Annotated in this window: 23 protein-coding genes and 1 pseudogene; 18 read left to right on the top strand and 6 right to left on the bottom strand. The window is 60.8% G+C overall.

Annotated features, from left to right (window positions below; translation table 11 throughout):
* Positions 1-211: 211 nt before the first annotated feature.
* The gene (locus tag CO676_RS19610) at positions 212-616 is read right to left on the bottom strand and encodes a MerR family DNA-binding protein (protein ID WP_014764336.1); all 405 of its coding nucleotides are present in this window, start codon (positions 614-616) and stop codon (positions 212-214) included.
* A 54-nt stretch (positions 617-670) separates the two neighbouring features.
* On the opposite strand from CO676_RS19610, the gene CO676_RS19605 reads away from it, so the two are divergent.
* On the top strand, positions 671-1,459 hold the full coding sequence (locus tag CO676_RS19605; RefSeq protein WP_014764335.1) for a glutaredoxin family protein: 789 nt from the start codon (positions 671-673) through the stop codon (positions 1,457-1,459).
* 165 nt (positions 1,460-1,624) lie between these two features.
* Positions 1,625-3,520, top strand: coding sequence for a DUF4396 domain-containing protein (locus CO676_RS19600; protein ID WP_041415374.1), 1,896 nt, complete (start codon positions 1,625-1,627; stop codon positions 3,518-3,520).
* Positions 3,521-4,039: 519 nt separating this feature from the next.
* On the opposite strand, the gene CO676_RS19590 is transcribed toward CO676_RS19600, so the two are convergent.
* On the bottom strand, positions 4,040-4,558 hold the full coding sequence (locus CO676_RS19590) for a hypothetical protein (protein WP_014764332.1): 519 nt from the start codon (positions 4,556-4,558) through the stop codon (positions 4,040-4,042).
* A 42-nt stretch (positions 4,559-4,600) separates the two neighbouring features.
* Here CO676_RS19590 and CO676_RS19585 point away from each other — a divergent pair, with 42 nt between their 5' ends.
* From CO676_RS19585 to CO676_RS19570, 3 genes are all read left to right on the top strand, one after another.
* A complete protein-coding gene (locus CO676_RS19585; protein WP_097522292.1) occupies positions 4,601-5,218 on the top strand; it encodes a Crp/Fnr family transcriptional regulator in 618 nt (205 codons plus the stop codon).
* A gap of 366 nt (positions 5,219-5,584) precedes the next feature.
* Complete coding sequence (locus CO676_RS19575) at positions 5,585-5,764, top strand: hypothetical protein (protein WP_014764329.1); 180 nt, start codon at positions 5,585-5,587, stop codon at positions 5,762-5,764.
* The gene (locus CO676_RS19570) at positions 5,761-6,282 is read left to right on the top strand and encodes a hypothetical protein (RefSeq protein WP_014764328.1); all 522 of its coding nucleotides are present in this window, start codon (positions 5,761-5,763) and stop codon (positions 6,280-6,282) included. Before CO676_RS19575 ends, CO676_RS19570 begins: the two co-directional genes overlap by 4 nt.
* Positions 6,283-6,297: 15 nt before the next feature.
* Here CO676_RS19570 and CO676_RS19565 read toward each other — a convergent pair whose 3' ends face one another.
* Positions 6,298-6,864 carry a cytochrome c gene (locus CO676_RS19565; protein ID WP_014764327.1) on the bottom strand — a complete coding sequence of 189 codons (567 nt, stop codon included), beginning with the start codon at positions 6,862-6,864 and terminating at the stop codon, positions 6,298-6,300.
* Positions 6,865-7,061: 197 nt separating this feature from the next.
* Complete coding sequence (locus tag CO676_RS19560; RefSeq protein WP_041415369.1) at positions 7,062-7,514, bottom strand: YqaA family protein; 453 nt, start codon at positions 7,512-7,514, stop codon at positions 7,062-7,064.
* A 209-nt stretch (positions 7,515-7,723) separates the two neighbouring features.
* On the opposite strand from CO676_RS19560, the gene CO676_RS19555 reads away from it, so the two are divergent.
* From CO676_RS19555 to CO676_RS19525, 7 genes and pseudogenes are all read left to right on the top strand, one after another.
* Positions 7,724-8,104 carry a hypothetical protein gene (locus tag CO676_RS19555; protein WP_041414356.1) on the top strand — a complete coding sequence of 127 codons (381 nt, stop codon included), beginning with the start codon at positions 7,724-7,726 and terminating at the stop codon, positions 8,102-8,104.
* A gap of 91 nt (positions 8,105-8,195) precedes the next feature.
* Positions 8,196-8,423, top strand: a complete 228-nt coding sequence (locus CO676_RS19550) for a hypothetical protein (protein ID WP_041414355.1) — start codon at positions 8,196-8,198, stop codon at positions 8,421-8,423.
* Positions 8,420-9,883 (top strand): TolC family protein, encoded by a 1,464-nt coding sequence (locus CO676_RS19545; RefSeq protein ID WP_097522291.1) that lies wholly within the window; start codon positions 8,420-8,422, stop codon positions 9,881-9,883. Before CO676_RS19550 ends, CO676_RS19545 begins: the two co-directional genes overlap by 4 nt.
* A gap of 14 nt (positions 9,884-9,897) precedes the next feature.
* Entirely contained in the window at positions 9,898-11,247 is a 1,350-nt protein-coding gene (locus CO676_RS19540; RefSeq protein WP_097522290.1) for a copper oxidase, read from the top strand.
* 39 nt (positions 11,248-11,286) lie between these two features.
* Positions 11,287-11,766, top strand: coding sequence for a plastocyanin/azurin family copper-binding protein (locus tag CO676_RS19535; RefSeq protein ID WP_014764322.1), 480 nt, complete (start codon positions 11,287-11,289; stop codon positions 11,764-11,766).
* Positions 11,767-11,783: 17 nt separating this feature from the next.
* Positions 11,784-12,068, top strand: a complete 285-nt coding sequence (locus CO676_RS19530) for a copper-binding protein (protein ID WP_014764321.1) — start codon at positions 11,784-11,786, stop codon at positions 12,066-12,068.
* An 86-nt stretch (positions 12,069-12,154) separates the two neighbouring features.
* A pseudogene (locus tag CO676_RS19525) lies at positions 12,155-13,225 on the top strand (adenylate/guanylate cyclase domain-containing protein); the annotation flags it as partial.
* A gap of 40 nt (positions 13,226-13,265) precedes the next feature.
* Here CO676_RS19525 and CO676_RS19520 read toward each other — a convergent pair.
* Both CO676_RS19520 and CO676_RS19515 read right to left on the bottom strand, forming a co-directional pair.
* Complete coding sequence (locus CO676_RS19520; RefSeq protein WP_014764319.1) at positions 13,266-13,634, bottom strand: hypothetical protein; 369 nt, start codon at positions 13,632-13,634, stop codon at positions 13,266-13,268.
* 268 nt (positions 13,635-13,902) lie between these two features.
* The gene (locus CO676_RS19515) at positions 13,903-14,898 is read right to left on the bottom strand and encodes a LacI family DNA-binding transcriptional regulator (protein WP_097522289.1); all 996 of its coding nucleotides are present in this window, start codon (positions 14,896-14,898) and stop codon (positions 13,903-13,905) included.
* Positions 14,899-15,078: 180 nt separating this feature from the next.
* On the opposite strand from CO676_RS19515, the gene CO676_RS19510 reads away from it, so the two are divergent.
* From CO676_RS19510 to CO676_RS19485, 6 genes are all read left to right on the top strand, one after another.
* Entirely contained in the window at positions 15,079-16,029 is a 951-nt protein-coding gene (locus CO676_RS19510) for a sugar ABC transporter substrate-binding protein (protein WP_097522288.1), read from the top strand.
* A gap of 128 nt (positions 16,030-16,157) precedes the next feature.
* Complete coding sequence (locus CO676_RS19505) at positions 16,158-17,279, top strand: ABC transporter permease (RefSeq protein WP_097522287.1); 1,122 nt, start codon at positions 16,158-16,160, stop codon at positions 17,277-17,279.
* The gene (locus CO676_RS19500; protein ID WP_097522286.1) at positions 17,279-18,067 is read left to right on the top strand and encodes an ATP-binding cassette domain-containing protein; all 789 of its coding nucleotides are present in this window, start codon (positions 17,279-17,281) and stop codon (positions 18,065-18,067) included. Before CO676_RS19505 ends, CO676_RS19500 begins: the two co-directional genes overlap by 1 nt.
* Positions 18,068-18,149: 82 nt before the next feature.
* Positions 18,150-18,944 carry a hydroxypyruvate isomerase family protein gene (locus CO676_RS19495; RefSeq protein WP_097522285.1) on the top strand — a complete coding sequence of 265 codons (795 nt, stop codon included), beginning with the start codon at positions 18,150-18,152 and terminating at the stop codon, positions 18,942-18,944.
* Between the two features lie 27 nt (positions 18,945-18,971).
* The gene (locus CO676_RS19490; protein WP_097522284.1) at positions 18,972-19,991 is read left to right on the top strand and encodes a Gfo/Idh/MocA family oxidoreductase; all 1,020 of its coding nucleotides are present in this window, start codon (positions 18,972-18,974) and stop codon (positions 19,989-19,991) included.
* An 11-nt stretch (positions 19,992-20,002) separates the two neighbouring features.
* The gene (locus tag CO676_RS19485) at positions 20,003-20,296 is read left to right on the top strand and encodes a MurR/RpiR family transcriptional regulator (RefSeq protein WP_332908268.1); all 294 of its coding nucleotides are present in this window, start codon (positions 20,003-20,005) and stop codon (positions 20,294-20,296) included.
* Positions 20,297-20,531 lie beyond the last annotated feature (235 nt).

The following is a 20,531-nucleotide window of genomic DNA, read 5'->3' as shown; positions in this document are numbered from 1 at the left end:
CGGGCCAGGCGCGCCGATCAATGAAAGCGTCATTGCTGATCGTACTCGGCGGCGAGAGCATACTCTAGTTGTCTAGACTTGGGATTACCCATGCGGGCTATGTACGATGTCGCGCCATGTTCGATAAAAGGCCACGCGTGCTTGGACGGGTAGCCACGCCCTCTCTCGGTGGCCGTTTTCGACCGAAAACTTGCACCGATGTGATCCGAATTCAGACCCCAAAGGACGCTAGGATCGGGCAAGGCCCGGTCTTGCCCTCTGCGCATTCGGAGACCAGCTTACGGAGTGCTTCCCGAGCACGATTAAGCTCTCCGATCCTGGCTTCCAGCTGCTCAAGCCTTTTCTTCGCCAGTTCCCGTGCTGCCGGGCGGTTGTGTCCGGCATCCAGCGCCAGAAGCTCCCCGATCTCCTCCAGCGTGAAGCCCGCCGTCTGCGCCTGTTTGATGAACCGCAGCCGACGCACGTCTTCGCCGCCATAACGCCGCACGCCCTCCAGCCGCTTCGGCGTCGCCAACAGCCCCTTGCGCTGGTAGAAGCGGATGGTCTCAACACCCACGCCTCCGGCAGCCGCAAGTTTCCCGATCGTCAGTTCTTGAGGGTCTTGACTCCGTACCATGGTACGGAACTTATAGTCCTGCCAACGATTTCACAAGGACAAGGAGATGTGAAAATGTTGGACAAGACCAATCCGCAGAATCTCTCCACGAAGGCCGTCCTGTACCGGATGGTGATGCCAAGCCACACCTGCCCCTACGGACTGAAGACGAAGGACCTGCTGCAGCGGTCAGGCTACGAGGTGGATGATCATCACCTGACCACCCGCGAGGAAACGGACGCTTTCAAGGCGCAGCACGGCGTGGCGACGACGCCTCAGGTCTTCATCGATGGTAAGCGGGTCGGCGGCTACGACGATTTGCGTCGTTTTATGGGGAAGCCGGTCGCCGATCCGAAGGCGACTACCTACCGCCCGGTTACCGTGCTGTTCACGCTGACCGCACTCACGGCGATGGCGGCGAGCCATGCCGTCAACGGAACTCCATTCACCTTGCGCGCAGCCGAATGGTTCGTCGCCTTTTCAATGGTGGTTCTGGCAATGATGAAACTCCAGAACGTCGAGAGCTTTGCGACGATGTTCCTGAACTATGACCTCCTGGCAAAGCGCTGGGTGCCATACAGCTACATCTATCCCTATGCCGAAGGACTGGCTGGCGTGCTCATGGTGGCAGGCGTTCTGAATTGGCTGTCGGTTCCGGTCGCGATGTTCATCGGTACGGTAGGGGCTGTTTCGGTCTTCAAGGCCGTCTACATTGACAAGCGTGAACTGAAGTGCGCTTGCGTCGGCGGATCGAGCGACGTCCCCCTTGGTTTCATCTCGCTGACCGAAAACCTGATGATGATCGCCATGGCAGTCTGGATGGCCGCTGGGAGCATTGGCCTCTCGGCAACCCACGCCATGTAGTGCTGCTGCACGATGCGAACGCCACTGTCCAGGAGAAGGTTCCGGAAATCCCGCCGGCGGTTCGCCCGCGTGCTTCCAGAAACTGCGGGTTGACCTTCCAACAGTTGTAACGCGCAAACTTTCCGGGGATCGCAGTTCCGCAACCGCGCAAGGGAGATGATGAACATGTTCATCCAGCCAATCGACTATCTGCTGTTCGGCTGGTTCGTCCTGGCGGTTGGCAGCACCATCTATGTGGCCTGGGACCAGTTCCGGAACAATCCCGAGCCGTCGGTGATGAAATGGGGCTTCATCCTCGTCACGCTTTATCTCGGCCCGGTCGGACTGCTGCTATATGTGCTGGCCGACAAGGAACCTGTCCCCGGCACCCATGAGGAGTTTATCAGGCCGCTTTGGAAGCAAGGGGTGGGCAGCACTATTCATTGCGTCGCGGGAGACGCGACCGGAATCATCATCGCGGCCGTTATCACGGCGGTCCTGGGTTTGCCGATGTGGCTCGACATCATCATCGAGTACGCGGCTGGCTTCGCCCTCGGCCTCTTCATCTTCCAGGCGCTGTTCATGAAGAACATGATGGGCGGAAGCTATTCGGAGAACGTCCGCAAGTCGTTCATGCCCGAATTCATCAGCATGAATGCAATGATGGCCGGCATGGCTCCGGTTATGGCAATCCTGATGATGGGCCGCGATATGCGTGCCATGTGGCCGGGCGAGATGCTGTTCTGGGGCGTCATGGCTCTCGGCGTTGGCGTCGGCTTCCTCGCCGCCTATCCGTTCAACGTCTGGCTCGTCGCCAAAGGCATGAAGCATGGCCTCATGACGGATCGTAGCGAGCATTCCTCGGAGACGCCGGCATCCGAAATGAGCAACAGTCACGCCACCCAAGCTGCTCACTCCTTCGCGCATGGCATGGCGCGAGAACACCACTCCCAGCACAGGCAACACTCGCCAGCGTTCGATCCGACAAGAGCGCAGATCACTGCCGTGGCGGCGTTCACGACGATCCTCCTCGCTGCCGGGTTCGCGTACCCGTTCGCCAAGGTGAACATGCGGCTAAGCGCCCATGAGGTGGGCGGCGCTATCATGGCTCCCGGCATGGTCATGACCTTCGACACGCCAGGACGGGCGATGCTGGACATGGCAGCCGTCGATCCACGGAACGTCAGCTTCGAGGCTGAGCCAACCGCGCAAGGCGCACAGACTTTGAAGCCGCGCCTGGACGGCGGTGTCAAGATCTTCGACCTCGAAGCCTCTGTCGTCCGCTGGCCGATTCTCCCTGGCGAGACCGTTGAGGCCTACGCGTACAACAATCAGGTCCCAGGCCCGACTCTGCGCGTAAAGGAAGGCGACCGGGTAAGGATCAATGTCACCAATAGGCTGCCGGAAAGCACCACGGTCCATTGGCACGGCCTGATCCTGCCGAACGACATGGACGGTCCGGCAGAGATCACGCAGAAGCCCATCGAACCCGGCGAAACCTACAGCTACGAGTACACGGTCGGTCAGAGCGGCACCTACTTCTACCACACGCATGACCATGTCGACCGCCAGCAATCGCTCGGCCTCTACGGAGCCTTGATCATCGATCCCGAGGACCCCTCCGACGATATTCCCGCCGATCTGGAATATACTATGCAGCTTCAGGAGTGGCTAAAGCGCGAGTGGCTAACCTTCCCCGCGATGCCGATGGAAGGTGCGCTCCCGAACTTCTTCACCATCAACGGGAAATCGTATCCGGCAACCGACACGATAAGAATGAAGGTCGGGCAAACGCTCAAGGTTCGCTTCGTCGGGTCGCACACGACGGCAATACACCCGATGCACATCCACGGCGGGCCTTTCGAGGTTGCCGCAGTCGACGGCGTGACGCTGCGGCAAAGCGCCCGCTATCTCGCCGACACTGTAAATGTCGGCCCTGGTCAGCGGTTCGACGTTCTGTGGAAGGCCCAGCGTCCCGGAAAATGGCTCGTTCACTGCCATATCTCCCATCATACCACGAACAACAATGTCGAGATTCAGGGAGGCGGCGGCTTGATGCTGGTGATCGACGTGCAGAGTTGATCCTCGGTACGCGTGTCCCTGACGCCGGGGGTTCGACACGACCCTCCCCTGGCCGAAATCTCACAAGACATCGTTGAATGTTATCGCCCCGATGCTGAAATGTGGTCGCTTAAAAAAACGGGAAATCCCGGCCCGACGCCGGCACTTTCCGCATCTGGCGACGAGCACATACCATTCGGGGCGCTCCTCCAAGGTCGAGTCAATTTCAGCGACGTCCTTGGATGGCGTAAGGTCGATCCCCGACGATGCCTCATCGTCATCCTTTCGAAGCTCGGTCTCCAACCGCGTAAACAAGCTGCTTCTCGGCAAGCTGCCGGCCGCCTCCGAAGCGATCGTCGCCGCGATTGAAGACGCTGGCTACAAGGCTTCGTTCGCGAAGTCCTGCTGCAGCCACGTCGCATGAATTCAACACGCGCCGTCGCAACGGCGCGTGTTGTTGGTGAACAAAGATGGAACGCAAGTGCACGGTAACAGACGACTGCTGTCCAGGGAAGACGGGGCGGCTCTACCAGCCTTGTCCTACCGGGAATATCCGCGCAACTCGCTGTAGCGGTCGATCTGGCTCGCGCTCAGAACCTTTAGCATCTCCAGGTGCGCGGCCAGATGGATGTAACGGAGGTTGGCGCGGCTCGCCTCAATCCGGCGGAGACGTTCGCGCAGCCCACCATGGTTGATCGAGCGCTCGCGGAAAGCGAACTCGAGCGCCTGTTCCCCGGCCACCAATCTCTTGCCTTCCGCAACCGCTTCGCCGCGCATTCTCTGGAAAATGCTCCGCGTTCTATCCTCCTGTTCGCCAGTCAAATGAAGCTCGGCCTTCATCTTCAGCACGTGTGACGGCCCGGGCATTCCGTTGAGCTCGGCGGGCTTCGCCAAGCCCCAGCCTCCTCCAGTCTCCAGCTCGGCAATGTCTTTCGCCGATAGGCTTTTTATGTCGCGATGCTCCTGTCCGGCATACGGTGAAGAATGGACGTGTTTGCCCTCCGCAGCAGCGGAAATTGGAAGCAGCAAAACTGCGAGCGCAGGGATAAGCTTTTTCATGAGTCACCGTTCACAAGTTCGAGGCCTCGAGCTTGCCAAACGATGATCGTCCTGGACATGATAGCTATCATGTCGGATCAAATTCTCGTCCATCTCCAGCCGAAAGCGGTCGCGAAAAAGTCGCTCGAAAAGAATGAGCACCTCTTTCATCGGGGCGACCCCGTTCGTGCACTGTTTCTCGTAATGGAGGGGTGCGTCAACCTCCTGCGCTACCACGAGGACGGCAGCCCCGCTGTCTTGCAGCGTTCAGCGAGCCGCTCGATTCTAGCGGAGGCCTCCGTGTTTTCGGATCATTATCACTGCGATGCCGTGGCGGCGACGCAGACGGACATTCTGGTTGTCCCCGTGGGCGTCATTCGTGACCTGCTGGACAATGAGCCCGCATTTGCCCGCGCTTGGGCACGGCATCTATCGCACGAGCTTCAGAGCGCCAGGAAACGAGCCGAGATCGTGTCGTTGCGCACGGTGGGAGCCAGGCTCGACGCTTGGCTAACGTGGAATGACGGGCAGCTTCCAGCCAAGGGTGAATGGCGCAGACTGGCCGAGGAGATCGGCGTATCTCCCGAAGCGCTCTATCGGGAATTGTCCAGCCGCCGACACCTCATCCTACAGGAAGGTCGATCGATGAAGCCCAGCAGCAAACGCGCTATCACCCCTTGACGCCAACCCCTGCCATGGCGCCGATCGGCCGGAATGCCCGATCATCGTAGAGATCGCTAACGCGGCCGATGCCAAGAAGCCCCGGCGTCAATGCGCGTTCGGCCTGAACGCCTTGTGACGCATTGGAATCGGCATCCGCCTTTCTTCGCGAGGGGTCATTTCGGAGAGAGAACACAATCCCGAACGAGGAGGAATGTTCTCTCCACCACTGTGACGATCCGCGGCTGAACCAGAAGGGATCTGGACACGCCTAAGTAGGTTCGACAAAATTAAGCTAAATATTTCGTAAACTCTGCGGTGTTGCAAAACTCCCGATAGAACGTCGAGCCACGGGACCGGATGCTAAGATGGCGGAGACAAAGAGAGATGGCCGAGGGAAACGACTATCCTGGCATGCCGCGCTGGGTAAAAATCTCCGGGATCGTTGCCGCTGTGCTGATATTGCTTGCGGCGATGATCGTCGTCTTCGATATCGGCGGTCCCCACGGCCCAGGCCGCCACATGTCGCCCGACAGCGAAATGCCGCCAGCAGGTGACCCTCCATGACGATGCCTCCTGCCCTGCGGAAGTTCACTCTCGTGGTGCATGTCATCTCATCCGTCAGTTCGCTCGGCGCGGTGGCGTGTTTCCTTGCGCTGGGACTCGTCGGCCTCGGCAGCGCGGATGCCCAGACAGCAGGAAGCCTCTATGTGGCGATGGACGCCATTGCGCGGCTCGTCATACTTCCTATGGTTTTGGCATCGCTCATCACAGGACTCGTCCAGGCACTCGGAACAGTCTGGGGCGTGTTCCTCCACTACTGGGTGCTCGCGAAATTCCTGCTGACCGTGCTGACCGCCGTCGTCCTACTGCTGCAGTTGGACCTGATAGGCTATGTCGCGGCGGCTGCTGCGAAAGGACTAGCGGAAGCCGATCTTCTCGGTCCGAGAAGCTCACTCGTGGTCCACGCCGCTGGCGGCATAGTCGTGCTGATCACGACGACGGTGCTTTCGATCTACAAGCCGCGCGGATTGACGCGCTACGGATGGCGTAAACAGCACGGCCAACTCGCCAATCGACCGTAGCTCCGCACACGTCGGCTACTCGGCTCGCACTCGAAATTGGGCATGGCAGGAGGTGCAGGTCTGAAGCATCAGGTGAAACGCATGCTCGGCGGGCATTGAACTCACATCCCGATCCGCCTCCGCTTTCCTGGCAAGCGGTCCGCCCATCATCGCGTCTCCACCTTGCATGCGCATCTGAGGACTAAGAACATCCGGATTGCGCTCTGCCGCCGCCGCGAGCGCCGAAGCATAGACGCCAAGGTCGGCGGCCAGTTTGTCGAACTTCTGGCGTTCGGCTTCGATATTGGCGCTGGCCTTCGAACCGGGTGCGGCGATAGACCCGTCGAAAAGCGATGACAGCCTGTCTCCCGAATGAGACCCGACGGATTCAGCCGCGGCCTTGAACGCCTTCGCGTCATAAGGGGACGACCCCTTGAACATGGCGTCGATGCTCTTGGCTGCATTCGCCATCGCTTTCATGTCCTGCTGTCTTTGCTGCACGATGTCGCGCGGCTGAGACTCAGGTGCCGCCGCCGCGGGGATCGCCGCCACGGCCGCCCCTGCAAGGACGAGCCTGAACGTCATCGCCGCCTTTGGCCCCATTCAGCTATCCCCTTCCATGAATTCATCGAACCCGCGATTGATCACGTCAACGCGAGCGGCACTGCGCTGCCTCGCTTCAAGCGAGATGATGAGAGATCGGTGGCCGTTTTGGGGCGGTATCGCGATCGTCGGGCCTTAGCCACGTCCCTCCTGGATGAGCGTCTCCAAGCTGCGATCACGCTCACCCCTGTTGTAGGCTAACCACCCAGCACCGACTGAGTCCCCAGCGTGGCTGCGGTGAGGACGAGATACCGTCCGGCCTTTGCGACCGTCACCAGCAGCAAGAAAGACCAGAGGGGCTCCCGCAACACCCCGGCAAGCACCGTGAGGGCGTCCCCGATCAGCGGCATCCAGGAGAGAAGCAGCGACCAGCGGCCATAGCGCCGATACCATCCACTAGCTTTTGTCAGGGAGGACGGCTTAACCGGAAACCAGGGCCGGTCATGGAAACGGTCGATGAAAAGGCCGAGAACCCAATTGAAGACTGCGCCTAGTACGTTGCCGATGGTGGCAACAACAAGAAGCCATGCGGTCGAAAACTTGCCGGACGCAAGGAGGCCAACAAGCAAGGGCTCTGATTGGAATGGCAACACCGTCGCCGCGCCGAAGGCGACCAAGAACAATCCCAGATACGCAGCGAGGCTCGTCATCGGGTCTCGTAAAATGACAAGAACGATTGAGTCGTCGTCGTTCTGCATTCGAAAACTTTCTCGCTTGACCTTACCATCGTTGGAACCAGTACACCTTCAATCAGCATCGCAAGACGATCAGCCGATTTGCTGCAGTGCCATATAATAGACGCGAATACGAACGACGATAGAAGCTGACAACTGAACGGACCGATGGTAGTCCTCGGGGCATGGGTATGTTTCGAATCACATTGCAAAAGATGTTGGTTCTGCTCCGCTTGGCGATTGTCATGTCGCTGACGGTTTACTCATTGCCGACGGCGGCTGCCGCCATGCATGGCGCTTGGTCCAATCCTGAAATCGCGCAGTCCGACAATCATCATCATGAGATGGCGAGCGGCGGACATACGCATGGCGACCAGAAGTCCTCCCCGGAAGGTGCGCAGAAGCTTGCGAAGACCGACTGCTGCAAGGGATTCTGTGTCAGCATGGCGATTGTTGCGGAAACCGACCCTGTTGGTGGACCGCGGGTAGCCTCCATCCGTGAGTTCATCGACGATGCCCGGACCACGGGCGAGCTTCCGCCTCTGCACCGTCCCCCAAATATCTGAATAGGACGCACCCGTTCTTCTCACGGGTCTCAGGAGTGTTCGCGAGTAAGTTGCTCTCGAGCGCCGCTAGAATTCCTATTCGGATAAAACCATGAAACCATTGTTCTTCGTGGCCGCCCTGCCGCTTTTCGCGAGCGGATGCGCCGCCACATTGCCTCCCGATGTCATTGCCACGGGCGACCTCGCCGCCTCCCAGGCTCAGGTCCGCCCCCTCAGATATACGAGCCCGATTTCGGGCTACACCCACCGCGTTCCGGTCGATCCCCAGCCGTGGCGCAACCAGAACGACGCGCAGACTCCGGAAGGAGGCGCGTCATGATGAGAGCCACTGTCAAACTCGCTGCGACCCTCGCCCTGCCGCTCGTGCTCGGCGGCTGCGTGTCAGCCACGGGGTATGCGGCGAAAAACGCTGGCTTCTCCTCGGTCGAGGCCAAGACCGCCGAGGCCGCAGGCAAGCAGACGGTCTGGATACAGAACCAGCAGCAGTCACGCGTCGTCTCCGACCGCGTAAAGACGCTGATGGCGAAGAAGACCATCGACGTCGAGACCGCCGTCCAGGTGGCGCTTCTCAACAACAAGGGTCTGCAGGCGGCCTACGCGGACCTCGGTGACACGGCCGCCGACGCCTGGCAATCGACGATGCTCGTCAATCCGACCGTTTCCCTCGGAGTCACCGGTATCGGCGCGCCGGGGCTGGAAGCCTTCACGTCCGTAGAAGGCATGATCGCCAACAATATTCTCGCGCTTGCCACCCGAGACCGGAATATTGCCATCGCCGACACCCAGTTCCGAAGGGCGCAGTTGAATGCCGCGCTTCGCACGCTACAGCTAGCCTCAGATACACGCCGTGCCTGGATCAATGCGGTAGCCGCCTGGGAAACGGTCGGCCAGCTCAACCAGGCGCAGGCCGCGGCGGATGCGGCCTCGGAACTTGCACAGGAACTCGGCAAGAGCGGCGCGCTGACGAAAGAAGGTCAGGCCCGCGAGCATGTGTTCTATGCCGAACTGGCGGGACAGACGGCAAAGGCGCGGCTGGAGGCGAGGCTCGCCAAAGAAGAGCTGACGCGGCTGATGGGGCTCTGGGGTTCGGGGATCGACTATCAGGTTCCGAACCGTCTGCCGCAATTGCCTAAGGGAATTATGAAGCGTGACCTGATCGAGGCGGAATCGATCCAGCGCCGCGTCGATCTGCAGATGGCGAAGCTCGACCTCGAGGCGACCGCCAAGTCCTACAGGCTGACGGAAGCGACCCGTTACGTCACCGACCTCGAACTCCTCACCGGGTTCGAGACGGAGCGGGAAAAGGAGGACGGTGAGGTCGAAACCGAGACAACCGGCCAGGCAGAACTCGAATTCGTCATCCCGATCTTCGACAGCGGCAAGGCGCGCATGCGCAAAGCGGAGCTTGCCTATATGCGGGCGGCGAACCTTCTCGCGGAAAAGGCGGTCAACGTCCGCTCCGAAGCGCGCTCGGCCTACCAGGCGTACCGCGCCAACCATGACATCGCGCGGCACTATCGAAACAGCGTCGTGCCGCTGCGCACCAAGATCGAGGAGGAATCCCTCCTCACTTACAACGCCATGATCACCAACACCTTCGAACTGCTCGCCGACAGCCGCGAGAAGGTCAATGCGAACCTGCTTGCCGTCAACGCCAAGCGCGACTTCTGGCTGGCCGAGGCCAATCTCGTCCCCGCCATCTACGGCGGCGGCGCGGGGGCGGCCGCCGGCGGAATGGAAGTTGCGGCTGCCGCCGAAAGCGGTGGTGGCGGCCACTGAGAAAGGAACAGGCAATGTTCAACAGAAGACAGTTGCTCGGCGCGAGCGCCGCCCTGGTATCGACCGCCGCCTGGGCGAAGACGTCCAACATGGGACTGCCCGAAGCCGCCGTCATGGAGACGGCGGAGACGCAGCCGCCGCTAAAGCCCACCTCCGGCCCCGACTACAACCCGGTCGTCACGCTCAACGGCTGGACCCTGCCTTACCGGATGAATAACGGCGTCAAGGAGTTCCACCTGGTCGCCGAGCCGGTGGAGCGCGAAATGGCGGAGGGCATGACCGCCTATCTCTGGGGCTATAACGGCCAGTCGCCGGGCCCGACGATCGAGGCGGTCGAAGGTGATCGGGTGCGCATCTTCGTCACCAACAAGCTCCCCGAGCACACGACCATCCACTGGCACGGCATGATTCTTCCCTCCGGCATGGACGGCGTCGGCGGCCTGACGCAGCCGCATATCCCGGTCGGCAAGACCTTCGTCTACGAGTTCGACCTCGTGAAGTCGGGCACCTTCATGTACCACCCGCATTCCGACGAAATGGTGCAGATGGCGATGGGGATGATGGGCTTCTTCGTGATCCACCCCAAAGACCCGAAGTTCATGCCGGTCGACCGCGACTTCGTCTTCCTGCTCAACGCCTACGACATCGATCCCGGTTCCTATGTGCCGCGCGTCATGGAGATGACCGACTTCAACATGTGGTGCTGGAACAGCCGTGTGTTTCCGGACATCAGCCCGCTCGTCGTCTCCAAGAATGACCGTGTGCGGGTGCGGGTCGGCAACCTGACGATGACCAACCACCCGATCCACATGCACGGCTACGACTTCGAGGTCACCTGCACCGACGGCGGCTGGGTGCGCCCAGAAGCGCGCTGGCCGGAGGTCAGCATCGACATCCCGGTCGGGGCGATGCGGGCCTACGAGTTCGACGCCAAGTACGAGGGCGACTGGGCGATTCATTGCCACAAGTCGCACCACACGATGAACGCCATGGGGCACGACATCCCGACGTTTATCGGCGTCGACAAATCGAAGGTCGCTGAAAAGATCAAGAAACTTCGCCCGGAATACATGCCGATGGGCACCAAGGGCATGGCCGACATGGGCGAGATGGAGATGGAAATCCCCGAGAACACCATCCCGATGATGACCGGCTGGGGTCCGCACGGCCCAATCGAGATGGGCGGCATGTTCTCGGTCGTCAAGGTGCGCGAGGGCATCTCCGCGGGCGATTACGCCGATCCCGGCTGGTACGAAAACCCGCCCGGAACCCAGGCCTGGGAGTGGACGGGCGAGGTTCCCGACGCGCCGAGAGCCAAGGACGCCAAGACCCAGATCATGCCGAACCATAAGAACCACGGCTGATCCCGCATGCCGATGTTTAACCAACCAAAGGAACACACCATGAAAGCTGCGCTCTTCGGAGTTCTCGTCGCCGCGCTCGCCACACCGGCGCTCGCCGGTGGCAATCACGCGGGCGGGCACGGCGAGGCCATGGCCGTCGGCGAACCCGGCAAGAAAGCCGCCGCCACCCAGACGATTCAGGTCACGATGAAGGAGACGGACGACGGCAAGATGATCTTCACGCCGTCGACCTTCAAGGTCCGCAAGGGCCAGACCGTCCGCTTCGCGATCAGGAACGCAGGCGAGCTCGACCACGAGTTTGTGCTCGACCAGGAGGACAAGATCATGGAGCACAAGGCGGTGATGGAGAAATTCCCGGAGATGGAGCACGACGACCCGAACGCCATCCGTCTCGCCGCAGGGGAGTCCGGCGAGATCATCTGGAAGTTCACCAACGACGGCACGTTCAAGATCGCCTGCCTCGTGCCCGGGCACTACGACGCCGGCATGCACGGCGACGTCACCGTCGCCGGAAAGTAATTCGAAAGGAGCCTGACATGAAAACGCTGATCAAACTCGCCCTCGCCTCCGCTCTCGCCCTCGGTACCGCCTACGGCGCTCTCGCCGCCGAGTTCACCAAGGGCACGGTCAAGAAGATCGACGCCAAGGCCAAGAAGGTCACGCTGATCCACGAGGAACTGAAATCCCTCGACATGCCCGCGATGACCATGGTGTTCCGCGTCCAGGACGACGCCATCCTGGAGAAGCTGAAGGAAGGCTCGAATATCGAATTTGTCGCCGAGCGCGTCAACGGCAAGTTGACCGTGACCGAGGTCAAGTAAGAAGGCCAGGACGCGGACGATCACTCGGCCGCGTCCTTTACTTACCCGGTGTGAACCGGAAAGAACCCGAACTCGCGTTGTCGGACATGACGTCGTCGCTTCACCCTGAATGGGATGCCGCAAGGGAATTCCGTGCAATCCTCCTGCGCTTCGTCGCCTTCGCGATCCTGCTCGCCAACCTCCTGCTAGGCGGCAGCGAGGGGGCCGAAGGGACGCACCTTTTCGTGGTGGTCAGCTATTTCCTCATCAGCGTCGCTTCCGTCGTGACCGTACGCTTGCTGCCGGGACGCTCTTGGCTCAAGACGCTGTTCGTCATCCTGGATGCCCTCCTGGTCACTTCTCTATGCGCACATACTCGCCGGACCGGTGACGGAGAACCACAATCTGAGACCACAAGCCTGGTCGTCGCCTTCCTCCTGCTCGTCCATATCGGCCTCAAGCTCGACCGTCTTCTGGTGCTCATCTTTTCAGGCATCGTCCCTCGCGGGATCACGACCGCACGCGCAGGGAGGCCCTGAAGGCGGATCAACGGCGTCTCAATCTCTCTCGATTCTTCTCGCCGTTTATTGTCTCGGAACTACAGGAACGGGGTGAGACGCTTGGGCTGGAGCGACGCAACGCAGCGATCATGTTCGTCGATCTGCGCGATTTCACCAGTTCTGCCGAAACAGCGCCCGCCAGGAACTGGCGTTAGTGCTTGCGGAGTACCGCCGGTTGGTTTCCCAGACAATCTTTGAACACGGTGGAACGGTCGACAAGTTCATTGGCGACGGAGTCATGGCAGTGTTCGGACAACTGAAACCTTCGGATAAAGACGCTGATCGGGCACTCGCTTGCGCTCTCGACTGGTCGATACGCTTAACGACGGGATGAACCACAATTTCTTGAACGGGTACCCTGCCCTCGATGCTGCCATTGGCTTGTACTCTGGCACGGTCGTCTGCGGCGTCCTCGACAGCGGCTGCCACAGCGAGTTTACGGTGATCGGCGATGCCGTGAACGTGGCACAACGGCTCGAGGCCCTCGCAAAAACGCTCTCTACTCCCCTGGCAGTCTCCTCCGACCTTATAGGGCAACTGAAGGGCCCAGCCCCGCCCGCAAATTGGCAGCTGCAGAGTTCGGCCCAGTTACCTGGCAGGCGCGTTCCAATCGATGTCTTAATATTGGCTGAGAACAGCACCGGATCGCGGATCAGCGCTACGAGACCGGAGGTGTGCACACCGCCTTCCAGAGATCGTCCTTCCAATCCGAGCTTCCGTCCTGCGACGCAGGTATCGGATAGTCGACTCCCCTGACGGAGACCTTGGCGGGATCGGCACACTTCACCAACGCTCGATGTTTTCCCGGATCGCTGTACACAGCACCGTTTTTGGAATGCATCTGCGACAGCGAAATGAGAACGTCGTAATCGTAGCCCATCTTCGAGGCGAGTTGGCTGCCTACCAGGGAGAGACTGACGACCGTATCATCACTAAAATGCGCGGTATGAAAAACGACCGGCTCGGTCGCCGCAACGGGCGAGAGCAGCAACACCTGCACAACAACAAATGACGCTCCTGCGCGCATTCACCCCTCCCGCGGTTCATGCGATGGAAGAACTATATCACGCCAGGTGGTCCGGTCGCATACGACCCGTACGCCCCGGTATGATAGTGACACCAGGGGTTCGTAACCTGACCCAGTTCGAACTCGAAGCCTTCGGTGCAGTCGCGCCGGACGGGTCCCCCGTAATCGACCCGGCAAGGGACCTGAAAACAGTGGAACAAGGCGCAGCGACGACAGTCTGGTGCGCCACCTCCCTATGTTAGAGGATGGTCTCGCTAATGACGGCGGCTCATGTGGAATTGCGCACGACAAGGGTGCCCGGCAGTGTCACGGTCTCCGGCTCCAGCCGTCCCGTGATCATTCCAACGATTATCTGAACCATTTCCTGCCGCGGCTGCTCGTATGTTGTGAGGCTGTAGGCGGACGATCCGCAGAGCTCGTAGTTGTCGAAGCCGACGACGGCTATGTCTTCCGGGATCCGCAAACCGAAACGGCCGCGGATTTCATCCATCGCTCCGAGCGCCAGGATGTCGTTTTCGCACATAAGGACGTCGACTCGGTCCACGGGGTCGGTCTGCTTGAGATAGCTGAGGACGGCTTCGGCCCCGGCCTCGGCGCTGTATTTCTCAGCCGAGAACACCGCGACGTCATCCACACCCTTCTCCTTCCAGAAATCGACGAAGTGTTGCCGACGTCTGAGTGCCGTCGATAGGACTGTCGCACCCGTCATGAAGCCGGGCCGCCGGTATCCTCTTTCGAAGAGATGATCGACGATCTCGCATAGCGCCAGTTCGGCATCGCATGTGACTGCCGGCACGCCTTCGATCTGGCTGTCTCTCGCCAGCACGAACATGGGTGGCGTCCCCCGGCCCAATTGCAAATCGCTCAGTGTCTCGCTGCGAAATGCCGTCCCAAACAGGATGACGGCATCGACCTGGCGCTGGTCTGCGTGAAGCAGTGCGTGCACATGGTCGAAGTGCGTGTTGATATTGATCAGCATGGCGACGAGGCCTTCGGCCTGCAGTCGTTCGGTCAATGTCTCCAGGAACGGCAACTTCTGAGGATTGGCGAAATCATCGACGAACACTGCCACCTGATGGGTGGAGTTGGTCGCGAGGCTGCGGGCAAGCAGGTTCGGAGTGTAGTTGAGCGCCGCGGCCGCCTCGAGGACTTTGCGTTTGCTTTCCTCCGCGATCGATGCGCCCGGAGTGAAGGCCCGTATGACCGTCCACTTCGAGACACCTGCGGCATCCGCTACTTCCCTCGCTGTCGCTCGCTTGCGCATAGAGCCTCCTGCAAATGGAATGGACATTCCATTTTTGATTCAGATGAAATGAATTCTTGCTTTTACTGCATCCGAGGATAATATGCACCTGTTTGCACCCGGTAGCAAACCGACATGCACCCGGTAGCATTCGTTTTTCTCGCCTTCCTGTGGAGTGGAGGCCGAATTGAGGAGGAGCAAATGAAATCTCTCTTGAAGAAGCTCGCATTCGGCGCTGTCGCATTCGGCGTCGCCACCTCGGCGGCCGTGAGCGCGAAAGCTCAGGAGCCCACCATCATCGCCGTGACGCATGGGCAGGCATCCGACCCGTTCTGGTCGATCGTGAAGAACGGCATCATGCAAGCCGGCAAGGACAGCAACGTCCAGGTCGACTACCGCGCGCCGGAGACCTTCGACATGGTGGCCATGGCTCAGCTCATCGAAGCTGCCGTCAACCAGAATCCCGCGGGCATCGTGATTTCCAACCCGGATCCGGACGCGCTCGGCCCGGCGATCGAGAAGGCCGTCGCCGCCGGCATTCCGGTCATATCGATGAACTCCGGCATCTCCGCCGCCGAAAAGCTCGGCATCAAGCTGCATGTCGGCCAGGATGAGACGCCGGCTGGTGTCAAGGTCGGCGAGAAGCTGAAGTCGCTCGGCCTCAAGCACGTCCTCTGCGTCAACCAGGAAGTTGGCAACGCCGCGCTCGACCAGCGTTGTGCCGGCACGGAACGGGGCTTCGAGGGTGGCAAGGTCACGGTGCTGCCGACGACCTCCGATCCCGCCGAGATCGAATCGAAGATCCAGGCGGCGCTCACGTCCGATCCTTCGATCGATGTAGTGCTCGGCCTTTCGGCTCCGCTTGTCGGCGAACGGGCAGTGGCGGTCGTGGAGAAGATGGGTGCCGGCGACAAGGTGAAGGTCGCCTCCTATGACCTTTCGGCGAGCTTCCTTCAGTCTGTAGCCGACGGCAAGGCGCTGTTCGCGGTCGATCAGCAGCCATACTTGCAGGGATATCTGCCGGTGACTTTCCTGGCGCTCAATGCGCGTTACGGCACGGTCCCGGCCGGCAATGTGGCTTCTGGCCCCAGCTTCGTCACCACCGAGACGGCCGCGCAAGTGATCGAGAAATCCTCCCAGGGCATCCGCTAGGCGGAGCCTGGCAGCCCCCGTCTTGGCGGGGGCTGCCCCTGTCGCCCGTGCATTCCGTCGACGCGAAACTTCGGTTCGCAGGCGGTCGTCGCGCGCACGGACAACGACCGACATCTAAGGAACGGACCATGACGCTAGCCAACGAACAGAACGGGTCTGCAGTCGGACCCGATGAGCGGCTGAAAAAGGTTTCGACATTGACGGCAATTCTACGGCGTCCCGAGCTCGGCGCTGTAGCCGGTCTGGTGCTCGTGACCATCTTCTTCGTCCTCACCGCTAATCCCGCCATGTTCACGTTGGCGGGTGTGATGAACTTTATGGCACCGGCTGCCCAACTCGGCATTCTCGCCATCGGCGCGGCCCTCTTGATGATCGGCGGCGAATTCGACCTTTCGATCGGCTCCATGGTCGCCTTTGCCGGTCTCGTCTTCGGCACGGCGCTCGTCGTCTGGCAGATGCCGCTCAGCGTCGCCATTCTCGTGGCGCTCGGGTTTGCCGTATTCATCGGTGTCACCAACGCGCAGCTCACCATGCGCACCGGCCTTCCTTCCTTCATCGTGACGCTGGCCTTCCTCTTCATCCTGCGCGGCCTGACGCTGGTCGGCCTGAAATGGGCAAGTGGTGGCGCGACCCAGCTTCGCGGCATGAAGGAAGCAGTGGCCGGCAGCCCGTTGGCCCCCCTGTTCTCCGGAGATGCCTTCCCCGGACTGTTCACCTGGCTTGCGCAAGCCGGCATCATCGACACCTTTCCGAACGGCACCCCGAGGGTGCCGGGTATTCCGGTCGAGATCCTGTGGTTCATCGCCATCGCACTCCTTGCCACCTGGGTTCTGTTGAGAACACGTTTCGGCAACTGGATCTTTGCGTCCGGTGGTGATCCACGTGCGGCGCGCAAGTCGGGCGTGCCGGTGGCGAGGGTCAAGACCACGCTGTTCGTCATCACCGCCCTTTGCGCCACGCTGGTCGCCATCCTGACCGTGCTCGACGCCGGTTCGACGGACGCCCGCCGCGGCTTTCAGAAAGAGTTCGAGGCGATCATCGCGGCTGTCATCGGCGGCTGCCTGCTGACCGGCGGCTACGGCTCCGCCATCGGCGCTTTCTTCGGATCGATCGTGTTCGGTATGGTGCTGATTGGCCTGACCTACACGTCGATCGACCAGGATTGGTACCTTGTTTTCCTCGGCGGCATGCTGCTGACCGCCGTCGTCTTCAACAACGTCATCCGCAAACGCGTCACGGGAGAACGCTGATGAGCACATCTCAGACGCCCCTCGTCGAGGTCAGGAATCTCGTCAAGCATTTCGGCTCCGTCATCGCTCTCAACGGCGTGTCAATGAACGTGTATCGGAACGAGGTTCTATGTCTGCTCGGCGACAATGGTGCGGGCAAATCGACGCTGATCAACACGCTTGCTGGGGTGCATAAGCCGACCTCGGGCGAGTTCCTCGTCGAGGGGCAGCCTCGGTTGTTCTCCGGCCCGCGCGACGCCCTCGATGCCGGCATTGCCACGGTCTATCAGGACCTTGCGATGATCCCGCTGATGTCCGTGACCCGCAACTTCTTCATGGGTCGCGAACCCTTGATCGGCTTCGGCCCCTTCAAGCGCATGGACATGGACGAGGCTGACAACGTGACGCGCGACGAGATGCACAAGATCGGCATCGATGTGCGCGACCCGCAGCAGGCGGTTGGCACGCTATCAGGCGGCGAACGGCAATGCGTGGCGATCGCCAGAGCGGTCTATTTCGGCGCCAAGGTGCTGATCCTCGACGAACCGACATCCGCGCTGGGCGTAGCCCAGACGTCGATGGTGCTGAAGTATATCAACCAGGTCCGGGCCAAGGGCCTAGGCGTGATCTTCATCACCCACAACGTTCGTCACGCCTATGCCGTTGGCAACCGCTTCACGGTGCTCAACCGCGGCAAGACGCTTGGAACCTATGCCAAGCACGAGATCGCTATCGACGAACTGCAGAACCTGATGGCCGGCGGCAAGGAGCTGCAGTCTTTGTCGGAAGAGCTCGGCGGAACGATCTGATCGAAACCTGTTCGCATGCCTCTTCGGTGCGGCGCTTCTGCGCCACGCCACCCATCGTCATACCCAAAATACGGAAACGCCAATGACTGTATCCAAGACTTCTCCCTTCCCCCTCGCAGCCTGCGCGGAAATGCTCTGGCGCGACAAGCCGATCGAGTGGCGCGCCTCCCGCCTCAAGGAAATGGGTTTCGGCGTTGGTCTCTGGAACTGGCCGGAGCACGATCTCAAGAAACTGGAAGCGACCGGCGCGACCTTCACGATCATGAACGGCTATCTGACCGGCCGTCTGACAGATGACGACGGTGCCGCAGAGCTCCTCAAGACGGCGCGCGAGACCGCGCAGGTTGGAAAACGGCTGGGCATACAGCGGCTCAACCTGCACGGCACAGGCTTGGGAGACAGAGGTCTGCCTGTGCAGTCCATCGAAGTCGTCACGGGCGCGATGTGGCTGAAGGCGCGCGATACTCTCTGCCGTATTGTGGAGATGGCTGAAGAAGAAGGAGTCACCTTCACGCTCGAAAACCTCAACCTGCCGGTTGATCACCCCGGCGTGCCCTTCGGCCGCGCCGAGGACACGCTGACACTGGTCTCGAGCGTCGACCATCCGCGGCTTCGCCTCAATCTCGATCTCTATCATGCCCAGATCGGCGAGGGGAACCTGATCGAACTCTGCCGCAAGTGCCTGCCTTGGATCGGCGAGATCCAGGTGGCTGACGTCCCTGGCCGCTGTGAACCCGGTACCGGCGAGGTCAACTGGAACGGCGTCGCCAGGGCGCTGAATGCTATGGGCTATTCCGGCCCGATCGGCATGGAAGCCTGGGCCGCTGGAGACCCCGAAGCGGCGCTCGAAGCGTTCCGTAACGTATTCACCATCTGACTTTTTTCAGCCAGCAGGATCAATTCAATGCCCAAGAACAAACCCGTCAATGTCGGTCTCATCGGTGCCGGCCGCATCGGTTCCTTTCACGGTGAGACCGTCGCACGCCGCCTCGTCGACGCCGAGCTCGTCGCCATCGCCGATCCCGCGCCAGGGGCCGCGGCTAGCCTCGCTGGCAAGCTCGACGTCGAAAGCTCGTACACCGACGTCGCGGATCTCCTCGCCCATCCGGGTCTCGATGCCGTGATCATCGCCACGCCGGCGCGGTTTCACACGAACATCCTCGTGCAGGCCGCCGAAGCCGGCAAGGCGATCTTTTGCGAGAAGCCCATGGCGTTGACCCTGGAGGATGCCGACCGGGCGATCGCGGCGGCGCGCTCTGCCGGCGTTCCGCTTCAGGTCGGCTTCAACCGCCGCTGGGATCAGGCCTTCTCGGAAGGACGTGCTGCGATCGATGGCGGAAAGATCGGCGCCCCCCAATTGCTCCGCTCGCTCACCCGCGACCCCGGTCCGTTTGGTGCCGACCCCGCTAGGATTCCGCAGTGGACGATCTTCTACGAAACGCTGATCCACGATTTCGACACGCTGCTTTGGCTGAACCCGAACGCCAAGCCGGTCGAGGTTACGGCCGTTGCCGACGCGCTCGTTCGCCCGGATTTTGCGGATAAGGGCTTCCACGACACGGCGGTCGTCACGATCCGTTTTGACAACCGATCGATCGCTGTCGCCGAAGCGAATTTTTGCGCGATGTACGGCTACGACATCCGCGGCGAGGTCTTCGGCTCCGGCGGCATGGTGACCATGGGCGATGTGCGCCGCTCCAGCATGACGCTGTTCGATAAGAACGGTGTGTCAAACGAGACCTGGCGTCGCGACACCGACCACTTCGTCCACGGTTACACAGCGCAGCTCGCGTCCTTCGTAACCGCCGTTCGTCGCGGCGAGATTACCGAAGGACCGACCGGCATTGATGCGCGCAATGCGCTGAGCATCGCGCTTGCCTGCATCGAGTCCGTTTCACAGAAGGCAGCCGTCGCGCTGAAGTAAAAGGGCGAGAAATGGAGGCGGTCATAAAAATGAGCCTAGCGTCGAAACCTCCGACCAACGTCACGGAGCTTAAAGGCATGTTCGCTTCCAGGGCCCTTAAACTTCCGAAACAGCTCGAGCAGGTCGCTCGTCTGGCCCTCGAACGGCCAGAGGTTGTCGCCTTCGGCAGCGCGCGTTTGATCGCTGTTGCTTGCTCTGTCTCTCCCACCACGGTCACACGGCTTGCTACCGCCCTTGGCTTCGATAGTTTTCGGGATTTCAAGTTGTTCTTTCAACAGCATCTAAGGAGAACTGCGAACTCCTAGACCCGCGGGTGTCTTTGATAGGCTTCGGTCGGCCGCGGCCTCTGCGGCGGCCACCTTTGTCTCGTCGACGCGAGTAACGGTCAGCGACCGCTCTGGGATCAGCACCGGAAATTGCGGGCGCTATAGGCGAATGGCAGCGTGGGGTCGATTCCCCCGGTTCCTATCCGTCGCGGAGGGGTGGAGACTGTGTGGAAACGCGTTTTGGCGGGACATGAATCTTCAAGGTTGCGGCGTG

The sequence above is a fragment of the Sinorhizobium sp. BJ1 genome (assembly GCF_002531555.1).
GTDB classification, from domain to species: domain Bacteria; phylum Pseudomonadota; class Alphaproteobacteria; order Rhizobiales; family Rhizobiaceae; genus Sinorhizobium; species Sinorhizobium fredii_B.
The sequence above is the reverse complement of the archived record's forward strand: the minus strand, read 5'-3'. Positions and strand labels throughout refer to the sequence as shown.

Coding starts and splice junctions, on each gene's coding strand:
- CO676_RS19510 (WP_097522288.1), top strand. CDS start 15,079: ATGAAATCTCTCTTGAAGAAGCTCGCATTCGGCGCTGTCGCATTCGGC.
- CO676_RS19570 (WP_014764328.1), top strand. CDS start 5,761: ATGACGATGCCTCCTGCCCTGCGGAAGTTCACTCTCGTGGTGCATGTC.
- CO676_RS19555 (WP_041414356.1), top strand. CDS start 7,724: ATGGGTATGTTTCGAATCACATTGCAAAAGATGTTGGTTCTGCTCCGC.
- CO676_RS19590 (WP_014764332.1), bottom strand. CDS start 4,558: ATGAAAAAGCTTATCCCTGCGCTCGCAGTTTTGCTGCTTCCAATTTCC.
- CO676_RS19605 (WP_014764335.1), top strand. CDS start 671: ATGTTGGACAAGACCAATCCGCAGAATCTCTCCACGAAGGCCGTCCTG.
- CO676_RS19490 (WP_097522284.1), top strand. CDS start 18,972: ATGCCCAAGAACAAACCCGTCAATGTCGGTCTCATCGGTGCCGGCCGC.
- CO676_RS19560 (WP_041415369.1), bottom strand. CDS start 7,514: ATGACGAGCCTCGCTGCGTATCTGGGATTGTTCTTGGTCGCCTTCGGC.
- CO676_RS19515 (WP_097522289.1), bottom strand. CDS start 14,898: ATGCGCAAGCGAGCGACAGCGAGGGAAGTAGCGGATGCCGCAGGTGTC.
- CO676_RS19540 (WP_097522290.1), top strand. CDS start 9,898: ATGTTCAACAGAAGACAGTTGCTCGGCGCGAGCGCCGCCCTGGTATCG.
- CO676_RS19495 (WP_097522285.1), top strand. CDS start 18,150: ATGACTGTATCCAAGACTTCTCCCTTCCCCCTCGCAGCCTGCGCGGAA.
- CO676_RS19610 (WP_014764336.1), bottom strand. CDS start 616: ATGGTACGGAGTCAAGACCCTCAAGAACTGACGATCGGGAAACTTGCG.
- CO676_RS19530 (WP_014764321.1), top strand. CDS start 11,784: ATGAAAACGCTGATCAAACTCGCCCTCGCCTCCGCTCTCGCCCTCGGT.
- CO676_RS19520 (WP_014764319.1), bottom strand. CDS start 13,634: ATGCGCGCAGGAGCGTCATTTGTTGTTGTGCAGGTGTTGCTGCTCTCG.
- CO676_RS19500 (WP_097522286.1), top strand. CDS start 17,279: ATGAGCACATCTCAGACGCCCCTCGTCGAGGTCAGGAATCTCGTCAAG.
- CO676_RS19505 (WP_097522287.1), top strand. CDS start 16,158: ATGACGCTAGCCAACGAACAGAACGGGTCTGCAGTCGGACCCGATGAG.
- CO676_RS19535 (WP_014764322.1), top strand. CDS start 11,287: ATGAAAGCTGCGCTCTTCGGAGTTCTCGTCGCCGCGCTCGCCACACCG.
- CO676_RS19565 (WP_014764327.1), bottom strand. CDS start 6,864: ATGGGGCCAAAGGCGGCGATGACGTTCAGGCTCGTCCTTGCAGGGGCG.
- CO676_RS19485 (WP_332908268.1), top strand. CDS start 20,003: ATGGAGGCGGTCATAAAAATGAGCCTAGCGTCGAAACCTCCGACCAAC.
- CO676_RS19575 (WP_014764329.1), top strand. CDS start 5,585: ATGGCCGAGGGAAACGACTATCCTGGCATGCCGCGCTGGGTAAAAATC.
- CO676_RS19545 (WP_097522291.1), top strand. CDS start 8,420: ATGATGAGAGCCACTGTCAAACTCGCTGCGACCCTCGCCCTGCCGCTC.
- CO676_RS19550 (WP_041414355.1), top strand. CDS start 8,196: ATGAAACCATTGTTCTTCGTGGCCGCCCTGCCGCTTTTCGCGAGCGGA.
- CO676_RS19600 (WP_041415374.1), top strand. CDS start 1,625: ATGTTCATCCAGCCAATCGACTATCTGCTGTTCGGCTGGTTCGTCCTG.
- CO676_RS19585 (WP_097522292.1), top strand. CDS start 4,601: ATGATCGTCCTGGACATGATAGCTATCATGTCGGATCAAATTCTCGTC.